19 protein-coding genes are annotated in these 19,377 nt (G+C 45.0%); 12 read left to right on the top strand and 7 right to left on the bottom strand.

What is annotated here, in order from left to right; translation table 11 throughout:
* Positions 1-70: 70 nt before the first annotated feature.
* A complete protein-coding gene (locus tag AB6D58_RS23050; RefSeq protein WP_102447859.1) occupies positions 71-1,258 on the bottom strand; it encodes an MFS transporter in 1,188 nt (395 codons plus the stop codon).
* A gap of 281 nt (positions 1,259-1,539) precedes the next feature.
* Between AB6D58_RS23050 and AB6D58_RS23045 the strand changes: the two genes are divergently transcribed.
* Positions 1,540-2,421, top strand: coding sequence for a LysR substrate-binding domain-containing protein (locus AB6D58_RS23045; protein WP_372158673.1), 882 nt, complete (start codon positions 1,540-1,542; stop codon positions 2,419-2,421).
* A gap of 121 nt (positions 2,422-2,542) precedes the next feature.
* Here the strand turns inward: AB6D58_RS23045 and AB6D58_RS23040 are convergent, their stop codons facing one another.
* The 3 genes from AB6D58_RS23040 to AB6D58_RS23030 all read right to left on the bottom strand — a co-directional run bounded on the left by AB6D58_RS23040 (position 2,543) and on the right by AB6D58_RS23030 (position 4,211).
* Complete coding sequence (locus AB6D58_RS23040; RefSeq protein WP_017062386.1) at positions 2,543-2,833, bottom strand: putative quinol monooxygenase; 291 nt, start codon at positions 2,831-2,833, stop codon at positions 2,543-2,545.
* 207 nt (positions 2,834-3,040) lie between these two features.
* On the bottom strand, positions 3,041-3,538 hold the full coding sequence (locus AB6D58_RS23035; protein WP_102398569.1) for a hypothetical protein: 498 nt from the start codon (positions 3,536-3,538) through the stop codon (positions 3,041-3,043).
* Positions 3,539-3,677: 139 nt separating this feature from the next.
* Complete coding sequence (locus AB6D58_RS23030) at positions 3,678-4,211, bottom strand: dihydrofolate reductase family protein (RefSeq protein WP_198594800.1); 534 nt, start codon at positions 4,209-4,211, stop codon at positions 3,678-3,680.
* Between the two features lie 93 nt (positions 4,212-4,304).
* On the opposite strand from AB6D58_RS23030, the gene AB6D58_RS23025 reads away from it, so the two are divergent.
* Complete coding sequence (locus tag AB6D58_RS23025; protein WP_372125792.1) at positions 4,305-4,868, top strand: TetR/AcrR family transcriptional regulator; 564 nt, start codon at positions 4,305-4,307, stop codon at positions 4,866-4,868.
* 161 nt (positions 4,869-5,029) lie between these two features.
* Positions 5,030-6,562, top strand: a complete 1,533-nt coding sequence (locus AB6D58_RS23020; protein ID WP_372158669.1) for a phospholipase D family protein — start codon at positions 5,030-5,032, stop codon at positions 6,560-6,562.
* Positions 6,563-6,698: 136 nt separating this feature from the next.
* Here AB6D58_RS23020 and nfsA read toward each other — a convergent pair whose 3' ends face one another.
* Positions 6,699-7,421: an oxygen-insensitive NADPH nitroreductase gene (gene nfsA / locus AB6D58_RS23015; protein WP_017060948.1), complete on the bottom strand. Its 723-nt coding sequence runs from the start codon at positions 7,419-7,421 to the stop codon at positions 6,699-6,701.
* Between the two features lie 279 nt (positions 7,422-7,700).
* Here nfsA and AB6D58_RS23010 point away from each other — a divergent pair, with 279 nt between their 5' ends.
* Positions 7,701-8,945, top strand: a complete 1,245-nt coding sequence (locus AB6D58_RS23010) for an NADH:flavin oxidoreductase/NADH oxidase family protein (protein ID WP_372158666.1) — start codon at positions 7,701-7,703, stop codon at positions 8,943-8,945.
* Between the two features lie 127 nt (positions 8,946-9,072).
* Here AB6D58_RS23010 and AB6D58_RS23005 read toward each other — a convergent pair whose 3' ends face one another.
* Entirely contained in the window at positions 9,073-9,699 is a 627-nt protein-coding gene (locus tag AB6D58_RS23005; RefSeq protein WP_004732262.1) for a TetR/AcrR family transcriptional regulator, read from the bottom strand.
* 124 nt (positions 9,700-9,823) lie between these two features.
* A complete protein-coding gene (arcC, locus tag AB6D58_RS23000) occupies positions 9,824-10,732 on the bottom strand; it encodes a carbamate kinase (RefSeq protein WP_372158663.1) in 909 nt (302 codons plus the stop codon).
* Between the two features lie 396 nt (positions 10,733-11,128).
* Here arcC and AB6D58_RS22995 point away from each other — a divergent pair, with 396 nt between their 5' ends.
* The 8 genes from AB6D58_RS22995 to AB6D58_RS22960 all read left to right on the top strand — a co-directional run bounded on the left by AB6D58_RS22995 (position 11,129) and on the right by AB6D58_RS22960 (position 19,246).
* On the top strand, positions 11,129-12,565 hold the full coding sequence (locus AB6D58_RS22995; RefSeq protein WP_372158660.1) for an APC family permease: 1,437 nt from the start codon (positions 11,129-11,131) through the stop codon (positions 12,563-12,565).
* Positions 12,566-12,581: 16 nt separating this feature from the next.
* Positions 12,582-13,673 (top strand): agmatine deiminase, encoded by a 1,092-nt coding sequence (aguA, locus tag AB6D58_RS22990; protein WP_017078524.1) that lies wholly within the window; start codon positions 12,582-12,584, stop codon positions 13,671-13,673.
* Positions 13,674-13,843: 170 nt separating this feature from the next.
* The gene (gene argF / locus AB6D58_RS22985) at positions 13,844-14,890 is read left to right on the top strand and encodes an ornithine carbamoyltransferase (protein WP_333912134.1); all 1,047 of its coding nucleotides are present in this window, start codon (positions 13,844-13,846) and stop codon (positions 14,888-14,890) included.
* 175 nt (positions 14,891-15,065) lie between these two features.
* On the top strand, positions 15,066-16,331 hold the full coding sequence (locus AB6D58_RS22980) for a RidA family protein (protein WP_372158657.1): 1,266 nt from the start codon (positions 15,066-15,068) through the stop codon (positions 16,329-16,331).
* A gap of 178 nt (positions 16,332-16,509) precedes the next feature.
* Positions 16,510-17,493: an HAD family hydrolase gene (locus AB6D58_RS22975; RefSeq protein WP_372158655.1), complete on the top strand. Its 984-nt coding sequence runs from the start codon at positions 16,510-16,512 to the stop codon at positions 17,491-17,493.
* A 208-nt stretch (positions 17,494-17,701) separates the two neighbouring features.
* Positions 17,702-18,397 carry an aspartate/glutamate racemase family protein gene (locus AB6D58_RS22970; RefSeq protein WP_102394237.1) on the top strand — a complete coding sequence of 232 codons (696 nt, stop codon included), beginning with the start codon at positions 17,702-17,704 and terminating at the stop codon, positions 18,395-18,397.
* A gap of 223 nt (positions 18,398-18,620) precedes the next feature.
* A complete protein-coding gene (locus AB6D58_RS22965) occupies positions 18,621-18,743 on the top strand; it encodes a hypothetical protein (RefSeq protein ID WP_258182976.1) in 123 nt (40 codons plus the stop codon).
* Between the two features lie 266 nt (positions 18,744-19,009).
* Complete coding sequence (locus AB6D58_RS22960) at positions 19,010-19,246, top strand: YdcH family protein (RefSeq protein WP_372158652.1); 237 nt, start codon at positions 19,010-19,012, stop codon at positions 19,244-19,246.
* Positions 19,247-19,377 lie beyond the last annotated feature (131 nt).

Below are 19,377 nucleotides of genomic sequence, written 5' to 3'. Positions count from 1 at the left end.
GCTTGTACGGTGGTGTGAGAGGACGGAGGCCGTGAGGCCTCCTCCTACTCGATTCTATTCTTGCTAGATGCTAGATGCTAGATGGAACAGTTTGTTGTGCTTGCTTCTTATCTAACGCACCACTGAATCGAGTCAGAACAAGAGCAATTAAAACGATCACAGCACCTACCCAAGGGGTGTTCATTAATCCAGATTTTGCGACAATCAAACCACCGCCCCATGAGCCTAATGCAATACCGACGTTGAAGGCTGCAATGTTCAACCCAGAAGCGACATCGACGGCGTCTGGTGTGTATTTCTCAGCCAGTTTCACAACATACACTTGTAGCCCCGGAACGTTACCGAATGCAAATGCACCCCAAACCAAGATGGTAGCAACGGCTGCGTAAGGATTCACTGCGGTAAAGTTGAATACTACCAGTACCGCGGCTAAACCAGAGAAGATAACGGTCAGTGCTTTAATTGGGCCCATCTTGTCGGCCATTTTTCCGCCCCAGATGTTACCGACCGCCACTGACACACCGTAAACCAACATGATTAAGCTGATTGAGCTCGAATCAAACCCTGATACATTTTCCAGTATTGGAGCAAGGAACGTAAACGCTGTGAATGTACCGCCATAACCTAGTGCTGTGATAGCGTAAACCAACAGTAAGCGTGGTTGAGTTAGAACCTTTAGTTGTGCCGAAATCTTCGCCGCAGGTGGTTGCTTAAGGTTGCTTGGAACCAAGATAGCACTACCGATAAGAGCAATAAGGCCAAGCAGAGCCACGATCAAGAAGGTCGCTTGCCATCCAAAGGTTTGGCCGATATAAGTGCCCAGTGGTACTCCAGTTACCAATGCAACCGTTAAACCCGTAAACATGATCGCAATGGCACTGGCTGCTTTATCTTTTGAAACCAAACCTGTCGCGATGGTCGACCCAATCGAGAAGAACACACCATGGGCAAGGCCAGTCAAAATTCGTGCGGCGATCAGCGTGTTATAGCCTGGAGCTTGCCACGCCAATAAGTTACCAATGACAAACAATGCCATCACGGTTAGCAATACCGCTTTACGATTCCACTTTCCGGTTAATGCCGTTAATACTGGTGCGCCAATAGCAACGCCAAGCGCGTATAAACTGACTAATAGGCCTGCCGATGGCAGAGATACATTCAAGTCGCTCGCCATGGTAGGAATCAAGCCTACGATGACAAATTCTGTGGTTCCGATGGCAAAGGCGCTGAGCGTCAATGCAAGTAATGCTAGTGGCATAATCATCTCTCTTACTGTTCTTTGTTAAATACCGAGCGCGATAAAATGGGGCAGCTTGTTACTGCAATAGGAGCGCTTCGTTTGATGGCGAGGATTATCTAGCAATATATATTTGTGATAAATGACGCTATTAACAAATAACCTTTGTTAAATATGCAATAATTGAAGAGTTAACCGATCATTGGATTAAGCTGATGAGAGCGAAAGGACACAGATGATTTGATCTGTGATGATCACAAACGAGATGACATTAACCAAAATGAAGATAGCGAAGGAGCCTCATGCTAACCCGTTCAGATGATTTAGAAATGGTACTCACCGTTGTCGATGCTGGTGGTTTTTCTGCGGCGGCAGAGGCGCTGGATGTGCAGGTCGCCAAGGTATCTCGTTCGGTGAGTAAGGTTGAGTCGCAACTCGGCGTCTCAATATTCAACCGAACAACGAGACGCGTGGAATTGACGGAGGAAGGGCGGCAGTTTGTCGATTCAGTCATAGTGGGATTACAGATGATTCAGAGCGCGGAAGAAGAAATTGTGTCGCGCGGTGAGTTGCCAAAAGGTCGTTTAAGAGTCGATGCCGCCAGTCCATTCGTATTCCATCAGCTAGTGCCGTTGGTGCAGTCATTCAAAGAGGCTTACCCAGACATTGAGTTGGAACTCACTTCCAACGAAGGCTTCGTTGATCTTCTAGAAAAGAGAACTGATGTTGCGATTCGAATCGGTAAGTTGTCTGATTCAACACTGCACGCTCGCCCGTTAGGAAAAAGTTTGCTCCATATTGTGGCGTCACCTGATTATCTCGCTAAGCGTGGGCTGCCCACCAAACCTGAAGATTTGAGCTCGCATCAAATTGTGGGGTTTGCGGGTAACAAAGTGCTTAACCATTGGCCTTTACCAAACCAAAGTTATGTCGCGCCGACCGTGACAGCCAGTAATGGTGAAACCGTGCGTCAACTAGTCTTAGCTGGAAATGGGATTGCTTGTTTATCGGGGTTTATGGTAAAGGAAGATATGGCTGCGGGTCGCCTAATCCCTATTCTGGAACAAGACAAACTTGCCAACACAGACCGAGAGCGAGTGAATGCGGTTTACTACAAGTCGTCATCGGTCTCTAAACGTATCTCGGCGTTTATCGATTTTATTCAGCCCCGTTTGAAGCTCTAACTAAGGCAGTTGACGATATCCGCATAAATGAAAAAAGCCCCGCTGACGTGCAGCGGGGCTTTCAAATCGAACTCGATAGCTTGTCAGTGTGCTTTCTAGTAACAGACTACTGAAACTGTACTTAAGCGATCTTAGTCATCTCGTTAAGTGTAAATGACGTAACACTACCTTCGGTTGCTGCCATGTATTCAGCAAGGTGGGTATTACCCATGTGTGTTTGCCAAAGTTCACGCGACGTCCAGTTTTCGTAGAAAGTGAAATGTGCTGGGTTTTCATTGTCTTGGTGAAGGTCGTAGTTGATGCAGCCTTCTTCAGCGCGAGTAATATCAATCAGCTTTAGCAGCTCTGCTTTAACCAATTCAATTTTGTCTTCGTTAGCGACGATGTTTGCGACGATAGTTAGTTGAGTCATGTTGGTACCTATATTATTTTTCACCGAAATGGTGATTTGTCTGTGTTCACAGTGCCACTCTTTGTTCATTGAGCTGCAGTCTGTGTCGATGGATAAATAATAGTGGGAATATTTGAAACGATAAACAGTGCTACATTTGAATTATTGTCAAAAAATAATTGATAATAACTTGGGTATTATGTGCTACTAGGCGTAGGTGAGGAGTATTTAGAAGCCGCCCGCCCACGCATCAAAATCGTCAATGTTGTCGAGCTCTTCTTTAGTTCTTGGGGCTGGGTAATAAGGCAGAGCCAATCTTTGAGTGGAAGGTTGCAGTTCCCAATCGGGTGTAATCTTGAGTCGGGTTAATTCATCGTTGAGGCGCACAAACATATAGTAGCCGTCGGCATGGGTATTGGCGTAACTCGCGATAGTTGCGATATCACCAGAAGGTAACTTTACGTCTCGACCTAGTGGATAGAGTTGGTGCAATGCGAAACTCACTTTGGGATCTTCAAGTTTGCCTTGCTTAAAGCGTTCTAATCCGATGGCGGTTGAAGTAGTGCGCGGCTTCCACCCTGTGAGGAGCAATCCACTCAAGTTATCTTGGAACGGCTTACCCTTTCGATTGCCTTCATTGGTAATGAATTGAACCGTCAGCGTGTCTCCCGATTCTTGCAGAATTTCTAAAAACTGTTCACCAGTGCGATCGACCAAAAGCTTCATAATATCCAGCTACCATCAAGAATGAGAGACGATAAAGGGTACTACTATAGGGAAGGCTTGTGTAGGGACGATAAAGGTTATGTAGCGTGAACAATGTTTTCGGTGTTGATCCTTTCATGCCCTTAGTTCAACAACAGCTTTAGCGCTTACGTAAGTAATGAGTTTGCACGATCTCATCAAGGTACGTCGTGACGCCTTTCAACGTAAAATCGACGGGAGATACTAAGTCACCAAATAACGGGGACCCACCACCAAGCACGATAGGAATGGTCGAGATGATCAGCTCATCAATCATGTCTTCTTTCATGAAGTTTTGAATGGTGATGCCGCCATCAATGTACAAGTTGTTTAGGCCTTTGTTATTCAAATCCGCGACAATCTGTTTAAGCTCGCCCTTCATTAAAAACACCTTACCTTCAAGCTCTTGAGGTACTTTACTTAAAGTGTTGCTCAGTACATAGACTGGCTTGCTGTAAGGCCAATCGATACCAAAGCTCAGCACCATGTCCATTGTATTACGTCCCATGACCAGCGCATCGATACGATCGGTGTGGGCGTTGTAACCCATGTCGTCACCGTCTGGATTTGGAATCGCTTGCAGCCAATCTAAGCCGCCTTGCTTGTCTGCAATGTAACCGTCAAGGCTGGTTGCGATGAATACAATATTTGACATTTTTAACTCCGATATCAATGAGAAACTTGGCATCTACACGGTAATAAATTAAAATATTCTACAGTGTAGAAATAAAGTTTAAGAGGTGACGGTATGACTGTCAAGGATCAGAAACGAGGTCGACCAAAGAGTGGATCAAGCCAACTCAGCGCCGAGAGAATTCTCACTATTGCTAAAAGCATGATGCGAGAGAGTGGCAAAGTGCCAAGTGTTCGAGGGTTGGCGACAGAACTCGGGGTTGATGCGATGGCTATATACCATTACTTCAAAAACAAAAATGATCTGCTTGAGGCAATCACGGTTTCCTTGATTGAAGAAGTCGCGCAGCCAGAATTGAATCAAGATTGGCGAGATAACCTATATCGGCTCAGTGTGAGTTACTTGTCGATGCTAAACGAATATAGAGGCTTGTTAGAGACCTTATTGACCATGAAATCCCTCGGGCCGATGGAGGTGTTTAGTGAACGTTTTACAGCGGTGTTGAGCCCGTTAGCGTTAACCAAAGAGCAAACCAAAAATGCGTTGGACTTGCTGGTGGATTATTTACACGGCTACGCTTTGGCGTTGAACTGTAACCCAGACCGAACTGAGCTCACCATTGAAATGGTCGAAAAGCCGCTGAGTTTATACTGTTTGGCGCTCAATCAACTTAAGTGATCTGTAGGCCAATTTAACGACCTTTAAATTTATACTGGATAATTACCTATAAATTTCAGGATTTAGCAGTAATAATCAATGAATAGATCGGAATAGCTTGTTCATTGAAAAGCTGTACGGAAAGTTTCTAAAGACGTCATCGTGAAAAGGAAGTCAGATACATGCCTGTGCTCCAACGCATCAGTTTAACGTTAATCTTAATCGCCGTTTTAGGTGGGTGTTCTTCACTTCCTGAAGGCATCGATCATCCAACAGAACCGCCAACCTCTCCTGCACCTAGTTCTTTATCGGTTCTAACCAATGAATTTCAGCCTGAAGCTTTAGAGCAAGGCACCACTGCGGTTCGTCTGCAAGAGTCTGGTTGGGATGCCTTGGCACAGCGATTAGCGCTGGTCGAAAGTGCCGAGCACACCATCGACATTCAATACTACATCTGGAACTCTGACGAATCGGGCAGCTACCTAGCCAGCCGTTTGTTAGCCGCGGCCGAGCGTGGTGTGAAGGTTCGTGTAATGCTGGATGATATCAACCTCAACGAACGTGAAGGTTTGTTGTCGGCACTGGATGCGCACCCTAATGTCGAGATTCGTATCTTCAATCCAACGCCAACACGCCGTGGTTTCAGTAAATGGTTGAGCTTTGTCGGCGACTTTTCTCGTTTAAATCGCCGTATGCACAATAAGTCGTTTACCGTAGATGGCACCTTGTCTGTGGTGGGGGGGCGTAATATTGGTGATGAATACTTCGACCTTTCTGATGAAATCAATTTCCGAGACCGCGATGTATTAGTCATGGGCTCGGTAGTTAACACCATCCAAACCAGCTTTGTTGAATACTGGAACAGTCGTTGGTCTTACCCTGTCGATATGCTGGGGGATGACGAACAACCTGATCTCTCAAAGATAGATAATATTGTCGTTCCGCATTATCAAAATTATCCTGAGTTACCATTAGATCGTAAGGCTGCGGATAGCTTACTGAAAGAGGTGATTGGTGAGATGGCATGGGTGAATGCGCGTTTTGTTTACGATCAGCCCGTTCCTGATGATTCAGACAATACCGATGAACCAAAAGCGACCGCGATTCTTCTAGGGAAATTAGCGAGCGAGTCGAAACAAGAAATCTTGCTGGAATCCGCTTACCTTGTATTCGATGATGGTCAGCTTGAAGAGTGGCAGGTATTGAACAACAAGGGCGTTGAGATAAAAGCGCTAACTAACTCTATGGCGTCTAATGATCTGGTGACTAATCACTCCGCTTATGCAGGCAGACGTTACGACATGTTGGAGCATGGCATCGACCTGTTTGAGCTAAAACCAGAATCTAAGCTGTGTGAAGCATCGACTCAAGACGTGTCTAAATGTGCGCCTGAGACGGCCTATGGCTTGCACGCTAAATCAGTCGTATTCGACCGCAGCATCGCGAGCATCGGCTCATTTAACTTCAACTTGCGTTCTACCTACTTGAACACGGAATCGGTTTTGATCATCGAGAATAAAGAGATTGCTGAAACATTAGCAGAAACCATTGAGCAAGCAATGAGCGAAGAAAACAGCTGGCGATTAGAGCTTGAAGACGGTGATGTGTATTGGTATTCAGGCGACCAACGTTGGGACAGCGAACCTGACACTGGTCAATGGGAACGAATGCAGTCAGGCTTTTTGCAATTGCTACCGATTGAGAAATATCTGTAAGCTAGCCGCCTCCGGATAAATAAAAATGTCAGCGTATATTACGCTGACATTTTTGTTTGTACTGCTGTTTGCTGCTAGCTCTAATCGCTTAACGGCTTAACGGCTTAACGGCTTAACGGCTTAACGGCTTAACGGCTTAACGCTTGGTCAGCTGCTTGCTGTTTAAGTAAGGCAGGATATGTGGGCGAGATTCACCAGAGAGTTTCTGTGTGATCTGCTGTGACCAACTGCTCTGCTTTTGGTTGCTTGAACGGCTTGCGTAGTAGCTTTGCATCGAATCATCGTAGCTGGCAATTTCATCTAGGCTCAGCGGTTGGTATTGGTTTTCGTGCATTACTACGTGAGCAGGGAGGCGAGGCTTAACCTCTGGTTGTTGTGCCGGGTGACCTAAGCACATCCCGAACAACACGGCGGTGTGCTGTGGCAGTTCTAACAGTTCATCGACTTGTTGTGCGCTGTTACGCAACCCGCCAATGTAAACGCCACCCAAACCTAGAGACTCAGCAGCCAGCATGCAGTTTTGCGCCATGATGCCAGAATCGACCGCGCCAATCAGGGTCAGTTCAGTAAAGTCGGTTTTCACTTCAGGGTTAATTTGAGCGTGGCGTTGATAGTCGATACAGAACACCAAAAACTCAGCCGCGTTCTCCACGTAAGCTTGATTGCCTGCGTATTCAGCTAGCAACTTGCGCTTCTCTGTGTCTGTCACTCTCACGATAGAAACAGCCTGCAGTAAGCTCGATGATGAAGCCGCGAGACCGGCCTGAATAATCACATCAAGTTGTGCTTTTTCAATCGGTTGATTTGTATATTGACGAATGGAGCGGTGCCCCAGAATAGTTTCAATCGTGCTGTTCATAACTCTCAGACAGTCCTTGTGATGATGGCGTAGAGAATCACAATAACGACAATTACCATGAGCGTAAAGAGTGTTTGAGCCTTTCTGGTTGACATATTTCAGCAGCGCCAGCCCAGTTTTTGAGATTCTATTTATAATCGATTAATGCTAGCTGCTATGCCGCTGGCATTTTATTATTGAGTGAAACTTGCTTCGAAATAGGCGTTAAATGCTCAGAACTGTCGGATAAAATAGGGCATACTGGACTGAATATATAAACCAAAGAAAGTAACCACGCGCATGAATCCGATCTGCCTCAACGACCCTTTTTCTCTTCCTAATGGTCAAGTGATCAAAAATCGCCTGTTCAAATCGGCAATGAGTGAACAGCTAGGTGATAAACACCATAACCCTAAGCAAGGTTTAGTCACGCTCTATCAGCGTTGGGCTCAAGGAGGAATTGGTCTATCCATAACGGGTAACGTGATGGTCGATAGAGGCGCGCTTGGTGAACCTAAAAACGTTGTGTTGGATGAACAAAGTGACTTAAGCGTATTTCGTGAGTGGGCGAAGGCTGGAACACAAAATGGTTCGCAGATATGGATGCAATTGAACCACCCAGGAAAGCAAATCCCTAAATTCTTATGTGATAGCCCGGTTGCGCCTTCGGCTATCTCTTTAGAGCGTGGATTAGAGAAAGGCTTCAATACGCCACGAGCTCTGACTGAGACGGAAATAATCGCAATCATTGATAAATTTGCGCTGAGTGCAAAGCTATCAAAACAAGCGGGTTTTACCGGTGTGCAGATCCACGGTGCTCATGGTTATCTCGTGAGTCAGTTTTTGTCTTCAAGACATAATCAACGCCAAGACAAATGGGGTGGCTCACTCGAAAACAGACTTCGTTTCGTGCTTGAGGTTTATCGCGCGATTCGAAAAGAGGTCGGTGACGATTTCCCTGTCGGAATTAAGCTCAATAGTGCTGATTTCATGAAAGGTGGCTTCACTGAAGAAGAGTCAATGCAGGTTGTGCAAACATTGAGTGATAACGGTATCGACCTGATTGAGATCTCCGGTGGCACCTATGAAAGTCCATCAATGATGGGTTCAAAGAGCAAAGCTGAATCAATCAAGTCCAGCACAGTAAAACGTGAAGCGTATTTTATGGATTACATGGTTAAGGCGAGAAAACTCGTCAGCACTCCGCTGGTGGTCACGGGTGGTTTTCGAACCGCGCAAGCAATGAATGACGCATTAAACACCTCGGCGACCGATTTTATTGGCATTGCGCGCACAATGGCGGTTGATCCTGATTTCCCTAACAAGTTAATTGAAAACCCTAGTTACGGCATGCCGCTAACGGTGCCAACCACAGGAAAACCTGCATTAGACAAGGTGGCGATGGTCGGGCTGGTTTGGTATGAACATCAGATGTGGCGCATTGCCTCTGGCAAGAAAGCCGACCCAAAACTAAGCGCACTCGGTGTGGTGTTAAAAACAATTTTCAGCGCTGGTTGGCACGCTTTCAAAAAGCGCAGAGCGTAAGCAGTCATGGATTGTTAAAGCAGAACTTTGAGGAATTGAAGTTCTGCTTTTTTGTTTGGTCAGCGAGTTTAGCCTGGTCATCGAGCGCAAATAGAAAGGTAAGACGTTATCGGGATTACAGGTTCTCTTAATGCGTATGCATCATGCTAGGCTCTGTTTTTTGACAGATATGAGGAATATACAGCTTAAGGTAAGACTCGGTCAGTCGGATTGCTTCGTTGGCAAGTTCTGGTGTGATGCAGCCATGTTGTCGATAAGATAACGAGTATATTTTATCTGCGACTTGCAATGAGATAGCGAAGACATTGATGGATTGTGGTAACTGAGGAACATCAAAAAACTGTCGATAAATCGTTTCTACTTCTTTACCAAGAATTAAGTCATTCTCGGTGTCTGCATGTCCTAGCTCAGTGAATGTATGACGACCTAGAATTAACTTTTTAGCAATCGGGTGATTGTTGTAATAATTAACATACGCTGTTTCAATCATGCGATTGATGTCAGTCCAATGATTAACATGCTCGTAATCTATACATTTACCGAGCAGAGAGTCGAAATCAGTAAAAACGTCATCTAATAGATTATGAAATAAGTTCTCTATGTTTGGATAGTGGTGATAAACCGTAGATGTTGCCATTCCACACTCTTTGGCAACATCGTACATTGAAATATCAGTAGCTTCACGGCGTTCCATTAGTTGCACAACAGCATCATGAATTCGAATTAACTTTTCTTCGGTTGTTACTTTGCGCATCTAATGATCCTCATTTTTATTTGGAACACAAAAAACATAAAGGGCTTTCAAGAAAAGTTCCAATCGGAATATCGAAACTTAGACTTTATTACCCTTTATTTATATAAAGCATTATAACCCAATATTAAGCATTAATATGTGTCCCCGTTTTTCCTTCTATGATCTCTAATGCACTAGACAGGTCACCAATGTATCCATGCTGTTTTGTTTTTTCTACAAATTGACAACATGCGTCGACCTTCGGCCCCATAGAACCGGCTGGGAAAGTGTACTTTTTCATTTGTTCAACTGACACGTTCTCAAGCTTCTCTTCCTTTGGGGTTCCCCAATCTAAACAAACATGAGAGCCGTCAGTGAGGATCAGTAAATGTTCTGCGCCGATTTCTTCTGCGATAAGAGCAGCTGTCATGTCTTTGTCGATTACCGCTTCAAAACCCACATAAGCGCCATCTTTTTCGACGACTGGAGCGCCACCGCCACCGCCACAAATAATTAGGTGCTCTTTCTCTAGCAAGTCGTTGATGGCTTTTATTTCTAGCACTTCTTTTGGTGAAGGTGATGGCACCACGCGACGCCAGTGTGCACCGTCAGGTTTCACAACCCATTGGTTGGCTTCTGCGAGTTGTTTGGCTTGTTCTTCTGTATAGATAGGGCCAATAAATTTGGCTGGGTCGGCAATCGCAGGATCATTCTCGTCGATAACAATGCGAGTTAGAATCGTGGTCGTAAAGCGGTCTTTAATTGCAGCATTTAGCCCCTGCTGGATAAGGTAACCAATCATCCCTTGAGTCTCGGCACCAAGCACATCAAACGGATAAGGAGGGCAATCTTTATAAGCATTGTTCTGTAATGAGAGTAGGCCGACTTGAGGGCCATTTCCGTGCACAACCACTAAACGGTAGTCTTTGCTGAGTTCAGCCAAAGAGCTGGCGGTTTGCGCGATGCTCTTTTTTTGGTTTTCGCAACTCATTACTTCACCACGCTGTAGTAAAGCATTCCCACCGACAGCAACAACAATAATAGGCTTCGACATGTTTCATTCTCCAAATGTTATTTCGCTCATAGCAAATAAGTTGGTTTGAATTGTATTTAAATATTGTTGTAGTCGTGGGGATAAAAATCACAATTCGATTTGTGTTCAATATTGGATGTTTTTAGTCGCCTATATGTCACAGAAAGCCTTAATTATTTCTAGATTAACTAGATATGTGATCTTGGTTTTGAAATAGAAAAGGTATTTATTAATCGAATGGTTATTGACCAAAATCAAGTATTCCGACTTTTATCATTATAAATCTAATATTTGTTGGGTTTATTTTGTTTTTTACCCGAATTTGCTTGTGTAAAACCGATATTCAATTCTCATCCCAGTTCACTTCATCGCTTTGCCGTTTAATTAATCCCGAATTAGAGATTAAGGAGCTAAGAGATGAGTAACGAAACGCAAGGAAAAATGGGGGTTACGGGAATTGCACTCTTTACACTGTGTGCAGTTTTGGTGGTCGACACATTAACCGCGTCAGCCAGTATTGGTGTCAGTGCCATTGGTTGGTGGGTGTTAATGCTGGTCTTCTTTGTCATTCCATATGGCTTAATTACTTCCGAACTGAGTACCACCTACCCAGGTGAAGGTGGGATTTACGATTGGGTAAAACAAGCCTTCAATTTTAAATGGGCAGTCAGAACAACGTGGTTTTACTGGATTAACGTTGGTTTATGGATGCCTGCGGTATATATCATGTTTGCAGGGATGTTTGCCGAACTCTTCATGCCAGATCTGTCTTTATGGGGACAAATCGCCATTTGTATATTACTGACGTGGCTAACGGTTTTGATTTGTAATGTGTCTGCCGACATCGGTGTGTGGGTCACCAATATTGGCGCAATATTAAAAATTGTCGTGATCAGTACATTGGGTGTGGGTGGCTTTATCTATGCAATGAAAAACGGCGTTGCCAACGAATTTACGTTGCCCGCAATGATGCCTTCATTGGATTCTGCGGTCTCTTTCTTACCCGCGATTGTGTTCAACCTAATGGGTTTTGAACTGGTTGCGACCATGACTAAAGAAATGAAAGACGTTCGTGATATGCCTAAGGCTGTCTTCCTCTCTATCGGTATCACCGCTTTCTTATACATCTTCGGTACGGTAGGCATTTTGATGGCGCTACCTGTCGAAAGCATTGGCTTGGTGTCTGGCCTTATCGACACATTTAGAACACTTTTCGGCACTGGTGTGGTTGGTACAGCGATGGTGTACATCTTCGGTACTTTCGCTTTGTTAACGCTTATCGGCAACATGGTGAGTTGGACAATGGGCGCTAGCCGAGCTGCTGCTGAAGCCGCTCAAGAAGGTGAGCTTCCAGCCCCAGTCGCGAAAGTGTCTGAGAAAGGCTCTCCAGTTGGCGCAAACAACATCACAGGCACAGTATCAACGGTCGTTATCCTGTCTTACGCGCTGTTTGCTCAGGGTAATGATGATCTGTTCTGGTCGATATTTGCCTTCTCTAGCTGCATTTTCTTACTTCCTTACCTGTTCATGTTCCCTGCATACCTAAAGCTTCGAGTGGTTGATGATCAACGTGAACGCCCATTCAAAGTTCCGGGTGGCATGGCGGCTCAATGGGTCATGTCGATTGTTTGTTTCTTGGTCGTCCTTCAAGCCGTGATCTTATTCATTTTCCCTGAGGCCCTTGATCTAACTGTTGCTGATTGGGGATACACAGGACCTGTTTTGATTGGCGTGATTGCCACCATCCTTGCTGGTGAATGGATTCTTCTAGGTGCTCTAAAACGCAAGAAGCAGCAAGGTTCAGGCGATGACGACACGACCGAGACACAAGATAAAAAAGAAGCTCAAGCATAATTTAGGGGACATAACGATGAAAAAACTGATTGAGACTACTCCAAAACATGATGGCTTCAGAATGCCAGGGGAACACGAGCCACACAGCGAAATTTGGATGGCTTGGCCAGAACGTACTGACAACTGGCGCAATGGGGCAAAACCAGCGCAAGCGGTGTTTGCAGACGTTGCTACCAAGATCAGCCATACAACACCAGTCACCATGCTTGCGAGTTCAGACCAATACGATAACGCAGTATCTCGCTTACCAGAGGACATTCGAGTGTTGGAAATCTCGACTGATGACTCTTGGATGCGTGATATCGGTGCGACTTATGTTGTTGATGACAGCGGTGAACGCCGAGGTGTGGATTGGGAATTCAATGCATGGGGCGGATTTGTTGATGGTTTGTATTCACCTTGGAATCGCGACAACCAAGTTGCTCAAAAGATGTGTGAAACCATTCGTGACTCTCGATACCGCGCTCCAATCGTACTAGAAGGCGGCTCAATTCACGTCGATGGCGAAGGCACGCTCTACACAACAGAAGAGTGCTTATTACACGAAAGCCGCAACCCAGATATGAGCAAAGAAGAGCTGACAGAAGTACTTTGTGAACACCTCAATGTTGAGAAAGTGATCTGGCTGCCTCGTGGCTTGTACAACGATGAAACCAATGGCCACGTGGACAACATCCTTCACGTCGTGAAGCCGGGTGAAGTCGTTCTGACGTGGTGCGATGACAAGAATGATCCTCAATATGAGATCAGCAAAGAAGCCTATGACTACATCACCAGTCAAACCGATGCCAAAGGCCGTCAAATCAAGGTACACAAGCTGCCGATGCCAGGCCCTCTTTTCATGACCGAGGAAGAAGCGGCAGGTATCGATATCGCAGACGGAATGGAGCGAGAAGCGGGTGAGCGTTTAGCGGCGTCGTATGCCAATTACCTGATTACCAATAACCAAATTGTGTTGCCGTTGCTCGATCAACGCTACGACAACGATGTTATCGGGATCTTGGAAGGCATTTATCCAGGCTACGAAGTGAATGGCGTTCCGGCTCGAGAAATTTTGTTAGGTGGCGGCAACATCCACTGCATCACCCAACAAGTGCCAAGAGTTTAGTTACAGCGATAAACCTAATAACAACTAAAGACTGAGAGCAGTCGTTAATACCAATATTTAACCCCAAACGTAGCGGTTCTTGAAAGTGATGGCAGGTATTCAAAATCAAATTGCCATGAAAGTGAACTTGAAAGAGCCGCGCACAAAATTATGAAAAATAGGAACTTATTATGAAATTACCTTCTTCTAGCGCAACTGAACTAAACAAAGCAAACCTAGAGCACATGGTTTCCATGAAAGATTTCTCTGTAGAAGAGATGGACAACATGATGGAGCTCATGACTCATCTGAAACAGGCGCGCAAAGACAACGCAATTCCACCTCTGTTCAAAGGCAAGTCAGTTGGGATGATCTTTGAAGCGGGCTCTACTCGTACACGTGTTTCTTTCGAGGTGGCAGCAACATTACTGGGTGGTCATGCGCTATTCCTATCACCAAAAGACATTCACTTAGGTGGTAAAGAGTCGATTGATGATACTTCTCGAGTGTTGTCACGTATGTGCGACACCATCATGGCTCGTACTAATAGCCCTGAAACACTAGATGGCCTACTTGAAATGTCGACAGTGCCTGTGATCAACGGCCTTGATACGCGTTTCCACCCAACTCAAATGCTTGCGGATCTCTACACGATCAGAGAACACATCACTGATGGACGTAAGTTGTCTGATCTCACCTTGGCATTCATGGGTGACGCGACAGATGTGTGCCGTTCACTGATGCTGACGTGTGCTAAGTACGGTATGGGCTTTAAGCAAATTGGTCCTAAGAAGTACCACATGGAGCAAGAATGGATCGACATGGCGCTGAACTTCTGTGAAGAGTCTGGTGGCAAGATTGAAATTACGGATGATGTAGAGCGTATCAGTGACTGTGATGTGGTGTACGGCGATAGCTTCTACTGGGTGACGCAAATGGATGAGAAGGAAGAGCGCCTTGCGGCATTCATGCCTAACTACGTGATCACAGAAGAGCTGATGGCTAAGGCTCGCCCAGGCGCAATGTTGCTGCACTGCCTACCTGCGAATGACAAAGAAGAAGTGACTCGCGGCGCACTAGAAAGCGAATACTCAGTGGCGTTCGATGAAGCTGAAAACCGACTCACAGCTCAGATGGCGATTTTGGTGTACTTCACACATAAAGATGCGGTTATCCCAACACAAGAAACCGTTAAGCATCATGAAGAAAAAATCAGCAGCTTCCTAAGTACTCTGTAGAGGTTTATTTGTGGGGGCGTAAGAACCTCCACTGTGTTGCTCGAATTAAGCTGAACCAGTATTCATCACGATTTATTGGTTCGGCTATTTTTGTACCTTTTATTTTGAAATGTCGGTAAACACGCAGCTAATTGGCTATATCTGACATCAATACTCGAATAGGAGATGTATCGACATGAGTGCCGATATTATTAAAGTTTCAAGAAACACTGAAGATGCACCGCTGAGCCCTTTCTCAACACAATCGGTGGCATTCTCACACTACAATAACCTTTCTGCTCAACTACCGATTGACCCTAAAACAGGCAGCTTGATCTCAGGCTCTTTGGAAGATCAAACCAAGCAGTGCTTACTAAACATTCAAGCGATTGTGGAGAGCATTGGACACCGCATGCACGACGTTGTGAGGGTAAATATATACTTGAAGAACATTGCGGATATCGATGCGGTTAACGAAATCTATGCGTCGTTTTTCCAACACTATGTTCCCACATGCACGACACTCGCTGTAGCCGATTTGCCGCTCGAAGGTGCTTACTTGCAAATGGATGCGGTGATCTCTAATGGTGAAGGAACCTACCCTCAAGCGGCTTGTGAGTTAGTTAAAATTGCAAGAAACACCCAACACGTACCAGTCAGTTCTCTATCAACTCAAACGGTGGCTTTCTCTCACTATAATCACATTTCAGCCCAGTTACCGATTGACCCGCAATCGGGCAGCATCGTTGCTGGTGGAGCAAAAGAGCACGCGATTCAATGCCTCAAAAACATCAAATCGATACTGGAAAATGTAGATGTTCCGCTTGATGACATCGTGAAAGTGAATATCCATGTGAGAAGCCTTGATGACCTTGCAGCAGTCAATGAAGTGTATACCACCTTCTTCCCGGACTCCGCGATTGCACGATCTGTGGGCTATATGCCAGCACGTTCAATAACTGTTGTTGAAGGCTTAGCGATGGGAGCGTTAGTACAGATGGATGCGACCGTGTCACACGGTGATGGGACTCCGCCGCAAGCGGTTGAAGACCGACATGGGATTGTAATTAATGCGAACAATACCAAAGCTGCGCCAATAAGCCCGCTTTCAACGCAAACTGTCGCCTTTTCACACTACAACAATATCTCCGCTCAATTACCGATGGATCCAAGAGTTGGAGCGATTGTTGCGAATGGCGCAAAAGAGCAGGCGATGCAGTGCCTGAATAACATTAAAGAAGTGATTGAGAGCGCTGGTCATGTCATGGATGACATCGTGAAGTTGAATATCCAATTAAGAGACATGGCAGATCTAGATGTGCTTAATGACGTTTGCACGCACTACTTTGACGGTCCATTACCAGCACGCACAGTTATTGGTGTGTCTGATATCCCTATGGGCGCCTTGGTGCAAATTGATGCGATTGCTTCCAATGGTGAAGGTACTCCACCTAGCCTTTAAGCTTTCTATTTAGCTTTTTAAACAACGAGGGTTGGCCGTGAGGTTAGCCCTCGTTTTACGTTTGTTCCAATACCAACATGAGTATTGGTTATAGTGTCCATAAGTGGAAAATCAGAGTAGACCAACTAGGATGAATTGAATTAAACCCTACAATTAATTCAACAACATGGTAGTTGCTATGAAGAAAATAACCCTCTTATCTGTCGCGATCTTATCCAGTCTCTCTTTCTCATCTTTTGCTAAAGATTGTGATCCCAACTTGCTGCCTTCTTGGAAGGACAGCGAGAGCAAATCCGCTATCGTCGACTTTGTTGGGCAAGCCACCCAAGCTGAATCTGATACCTTCGTTGCGATTGAAGATCGTATTGCTGTATTTGATAACGACGGCACGCTTTGGTCTGAAAAGCCATACTATTTCCAATTGGCTTTCGCGTTAGATCGAATCAAAGAGATGGCGCTTGAACACCCTGAATGGAAAACGGAAGCACCGTTTAAGTTCGTGCTTGAAGGTGACATCAAGAGTGTTCTAGGGAGCGGCGAAGAAGGTTTATTGAAAATTATCATGGCGACACACTCTGGTATGACAGTCGAACAATACCAAAAAGATGTTAAGCAATGGCTAGCTGCAGCGAAAGACGAACGCTTCAACAAAGCCTATACCGATCTGACTTACCAGCCAATGAAAGAGATGCTGACTTACCTTCAAGAGCATGACTTCAAGACTTATATCGTGTCGGGTGGCGGCGTTGACTTCATGAGGGCGTGGGCTCCACAAGCTTACAATATTCCTACAGAGCAAATCATCGGTAGTGCGCTTAAATACAACTACAGCTACAACGATGGCAAACCAACGGTGACCAAAGATTCGTTGATTTTGACCATTGATGACAAAGCCGGAAAGGTCACTAACATTCAGCATATTATCGGCAAGAAACCTATTCTAGCGGTCGGCAACTCAGACGGTGACCAAGCGATGATGCAATGGGCTACGAGCCAACCCAACTCAATGGCGATGATTGTTCATCACACTGATGCTGAGCGCGAGTGGCAGTACGATCGTGAGTCTCACGTTGGCAAGCTTGATAAAGCGCTAGATGAGGCGAATTCCAGAGAGGATTGGACACTGATCGACATGAAATCAGATTGGTGTGAGGTGTACTAACGCCAAGTATACCCTTGGTCAAAACTTCAAAGGCTCGGATTTTAAATTCGAGCCTTTTTTGTGAGCGGAGGTTTTGGGAATGAACGGTTTGAAAGCAATCGTTTGAAAGGAATAAGGTGTTATGGGTTCGCTTTAAGCAAGAACGTACTATAAATTTTCAATGCATGACGGTTTAATCGAGTTAGTCGGAAATTAAAGGAATAGAAAAATGAAAACGATCGGTTTGCTCGGCGGTATGAGTTGGGAGTCGACAGTGAGCTACTACAAATCCATCAACGAGGGCGTTAAAGCCACACTCGGCGGGCTCAATTCTGCAAAGGTTTGTATGTACAGCGTGAACTTCGATGAGATAGAAAAGCTTCAACATCAAGGTCGCTGGGCTGAGACGGCGGATATCTTATCGGACGCGGCTTTATCGGTAGAGAAGGGCGGGGCTGATTTCATTCTGATTTGTACCAATACCATGCATAAGGTCGTTCCTGAGATCGAAGAGAAGATCACGATTCCTATCTTGCACATCGCTGATACCACAGCGCAGAAGTTGCTGGAACAAGGAGTGAAGAAAGTCGGATTACTCGGCACGGCTTTCACGATGGAACAAGATTTCTATAAAGGCCGCCTGACTAACAAATTCGGTATCGATGTGGTGATTCCTGATGAGAGTGACCGAGAGAAAGTCCACAACATCATTTATCAAGAGCTGTGTCGAGGCCAAGTAAAAGAAGAATCTCGAGATGTATACCGTCAAATCATTGAGAAGCTAGGCCAACAAGGTGCAGAAGCCGTTATTCTGGGCTGTACTGAAATCGCCCTCCTGATTCAGCAGCAACACACTGATGTTCCCTTGTTTGATACCACAGCCATTCATGCAGAAGCGGCTGTACGTTTGGCGACGAGTGACTAACTTCTAGTTCTTATTCTTAGTTCCATAGCTGTCCTATTTTCGCTCTTGTACGATTTTCATTCGTTGAAGTGAAAGTTTTTTGTACAAAAGCAGGTCGTTAGTTAAAGAAGCGATGCTTTGTTCATTAACCAAGGCCTTATCGGTAGGTAAGGTTTTAGTTAATGACTGAGGTATCCGCGCTTTTAAGCACTATGCTTTAGTTATGACCGAAAGAGGATTTATTATGAAATGGCTTATCTTATCTGTAACGCTGTTATTCGTGGCAGGATGCCAATCGACGGGGTCTCAAGAAGCACAAGTCGGTGACGACATGAATCGAGTTCATACCCAAGGGTGCAGTAGCTAATCTCTTTGTAGAAACATTTTTCAGCTGCTTCGATAACGATTGTTAACTCTACTTGTATATAGATCTACCTTATAAAGCCTTGTGTTCTTACAAGGCTTTCTTCTATGTAAAGCATCTTATTTTTTTAGGTGGATGTTGTAAATTTGTGAATCTGAATTGTCTATATTCTATGCTGTGTACTGGATCTCATTTGTTATTTGAGTCCCTTGCTAAGGTAAATAATGAATGTGTACTACCAATCACTTTACTCAACTTAAGAGGTTTCTATGCTAGGTGAAAATCACTCTCTTGTTCACGAATTTCCTGAAATGAAAGACAAAATTGCTGAGCTTGCTAAAACTGACGATGGCTTTGCAGAAGATATGAAGACATACGACAACCTTGATAAAGAGATTCGTAAATTAGAGCTGAAAGATTCACCCATTGATGACGGCTCGATGCACCAATTGAAACATGATCGTTCTGAGCTTAAAGATTCACTGCATGCTCGTTTAGCGGGCTAGTGAGCGGGTAATTTTGCTGATTTGCTAAATGGCGAATTGCAGACTTAGACAAAAACTCCTTCGGGAGTTTTTTTCGTTTTGTGCGCCGAGCATGGCGTTGATCTAGGAGGTGAAAGTCCTCTACGGGCTCA

Origin of the sequence: Vibrio sp. 10N.239.312.D08 (assembly GCF_041466145.1) — a bacterium.
GTDB lineage: Bacteria > Pseudomonadota > Gammaproteobacteria > Enterobacterales > Vibrionaceae > Vibrio > Vibrio crassostreae_C.
This window is presented reverse-complemented; position numbering and strand designations above follow the sequence as displayed.

Excerpts from the sequence above, each read along its gene's own strand:
- AB6D58_RS22995 (WP_372158660.1), top strand. The coding sequence starts at position 11,129 with ATGAGTAACGAAACGCAAGGAAAAATGGGGGTTACGGGAATTGCACTC.
- AB6D58_RS23040 (WP_017062386.1), bottom strand. The coding sequence starts at position 2,833 with ATGACTCAACTAACTATCGTCGCAAACATCGTCGCTAACGAAGACAAA.
- nfsA (WP_017060948.1), bottom strand. The coding sequence starts at position 7,421 with ATGAACAGCACGATTGAAACTATTCTGGGGCACCGCTCCATTCGTCAA.
- AB6D58_RS22980 (WP_372158657.1), top strand. The coding sequence starts at position 15,066 with ATGAGTGCCGATATTATTAAAGTTTCAAGAAACACTGAAGATGCACCG.
- AB6D58_RS23045 (WP_372158673.1), top strand. The coding sequence starts at position 1,540 with ATGCTAACCCGTTCAGATGATTTAGAAATGGTACTCACCGTTGTCGAT.
- AB6D58_RS22975 (WP_372158655.1), top strand. The coding sequence starts at position 16,510 with ATGAAGAAAATAACCCTCTTATCTGTCGCGATCTTATCCAGTCTCTCT.
- AB6D58_RS23035 (WP_102398569.1), bottom strand. The coding sequence starts at position 3,538 with ATGAAGCTTTTGGTCGATCGCACTGGTGAACAGTTTTTAGAAATTCTG.
- AB6D58_RS22970 (WP_102394237.1), top strand. The coding sequence starts at position 17,702 with ATGAAAACGATCGGTTTGCTCGGCGGTATGAGTTGGGAGTCGACAGTG.
- AB6D58_RS23050 (WP_102447859.1), bottom strand. The coding sequence starts at position 1,258 with ATGCCACTAGCATTACTTGCATTGACGCTCAGCGCCTTTGCCATCGGA.
- argF (WP_333912134.1), top strand. The coding sequence starts at position 13,844 with ATGAAATTACCTTCTTCTAGCGCAACTGAACTAAACAAAGCAAACCTA.
- AB6D58_RS23030 (WP_198594800.1), bottom strand. The coding sequence starts at position 4,211 with ATGTCAAATATTGTATTCATCGCAACCAGCCTTGACGGTTACATTGCA.
- AB6D58_RS22965 (WP_258182976.1), top strand. The coding sequence starts at position 18,621 with ATGAAATGGCTTATCTTATCTGTAACGCTGTTATTCGTGGCAGGATGC.
- arcC (WP_372158663.1), bottom strand. The coding sequence starts at position 10,732 with ATGTCGAAGCCTATTATTGTTGTTGCTGTCGGTGGGAATGCTTTACTA.
- AB6D58_RS22960 (WP_372158652.1), top strand. The coding sequence starts at position 19,010 with ATGCTAGGTGAAAATCACTCTCTTGTTCACGAATTTCCTGAAATGAAA.
- AB6D58_RS23025 (WP_372125792.1), top strand. The coding sequence starts at position 4,305 with ATGACTGTCAAGGATCAGAAACGAGGTCGACCAAAGAGTGGATCAAGC.
- aguA (WP_017078524.1), top strand. The coding sequence starts at position 12,582 with ATGAAAAAACTGATTGAGACTACTCCAAAACATGATGGCTTCAGAATG.
- AB6D58_RS23005 (WP_004732262.1), bottom strand. The coding sequence starts at position 9,699 with ATGCGCAAAGTAACAACCGAAGAAAAGTTAATTCGAATTCATGATGCT.
- AB6D58_RS23020 (WP_372158669.1), top strand. The coding sequence starts at position 5,030 with ATGCCTGTGCTCCAACGCATCAGTTTAACGTTAATCTTAATCGCCGTT.
- AB6D58_RS23010 (WP_372158666.1), top strand. The coding sequence starts at position 7,701 with ATGAATCCGATCTGCCTCAACGACCCTTTTTCTCTTCCTAATGGTCAA.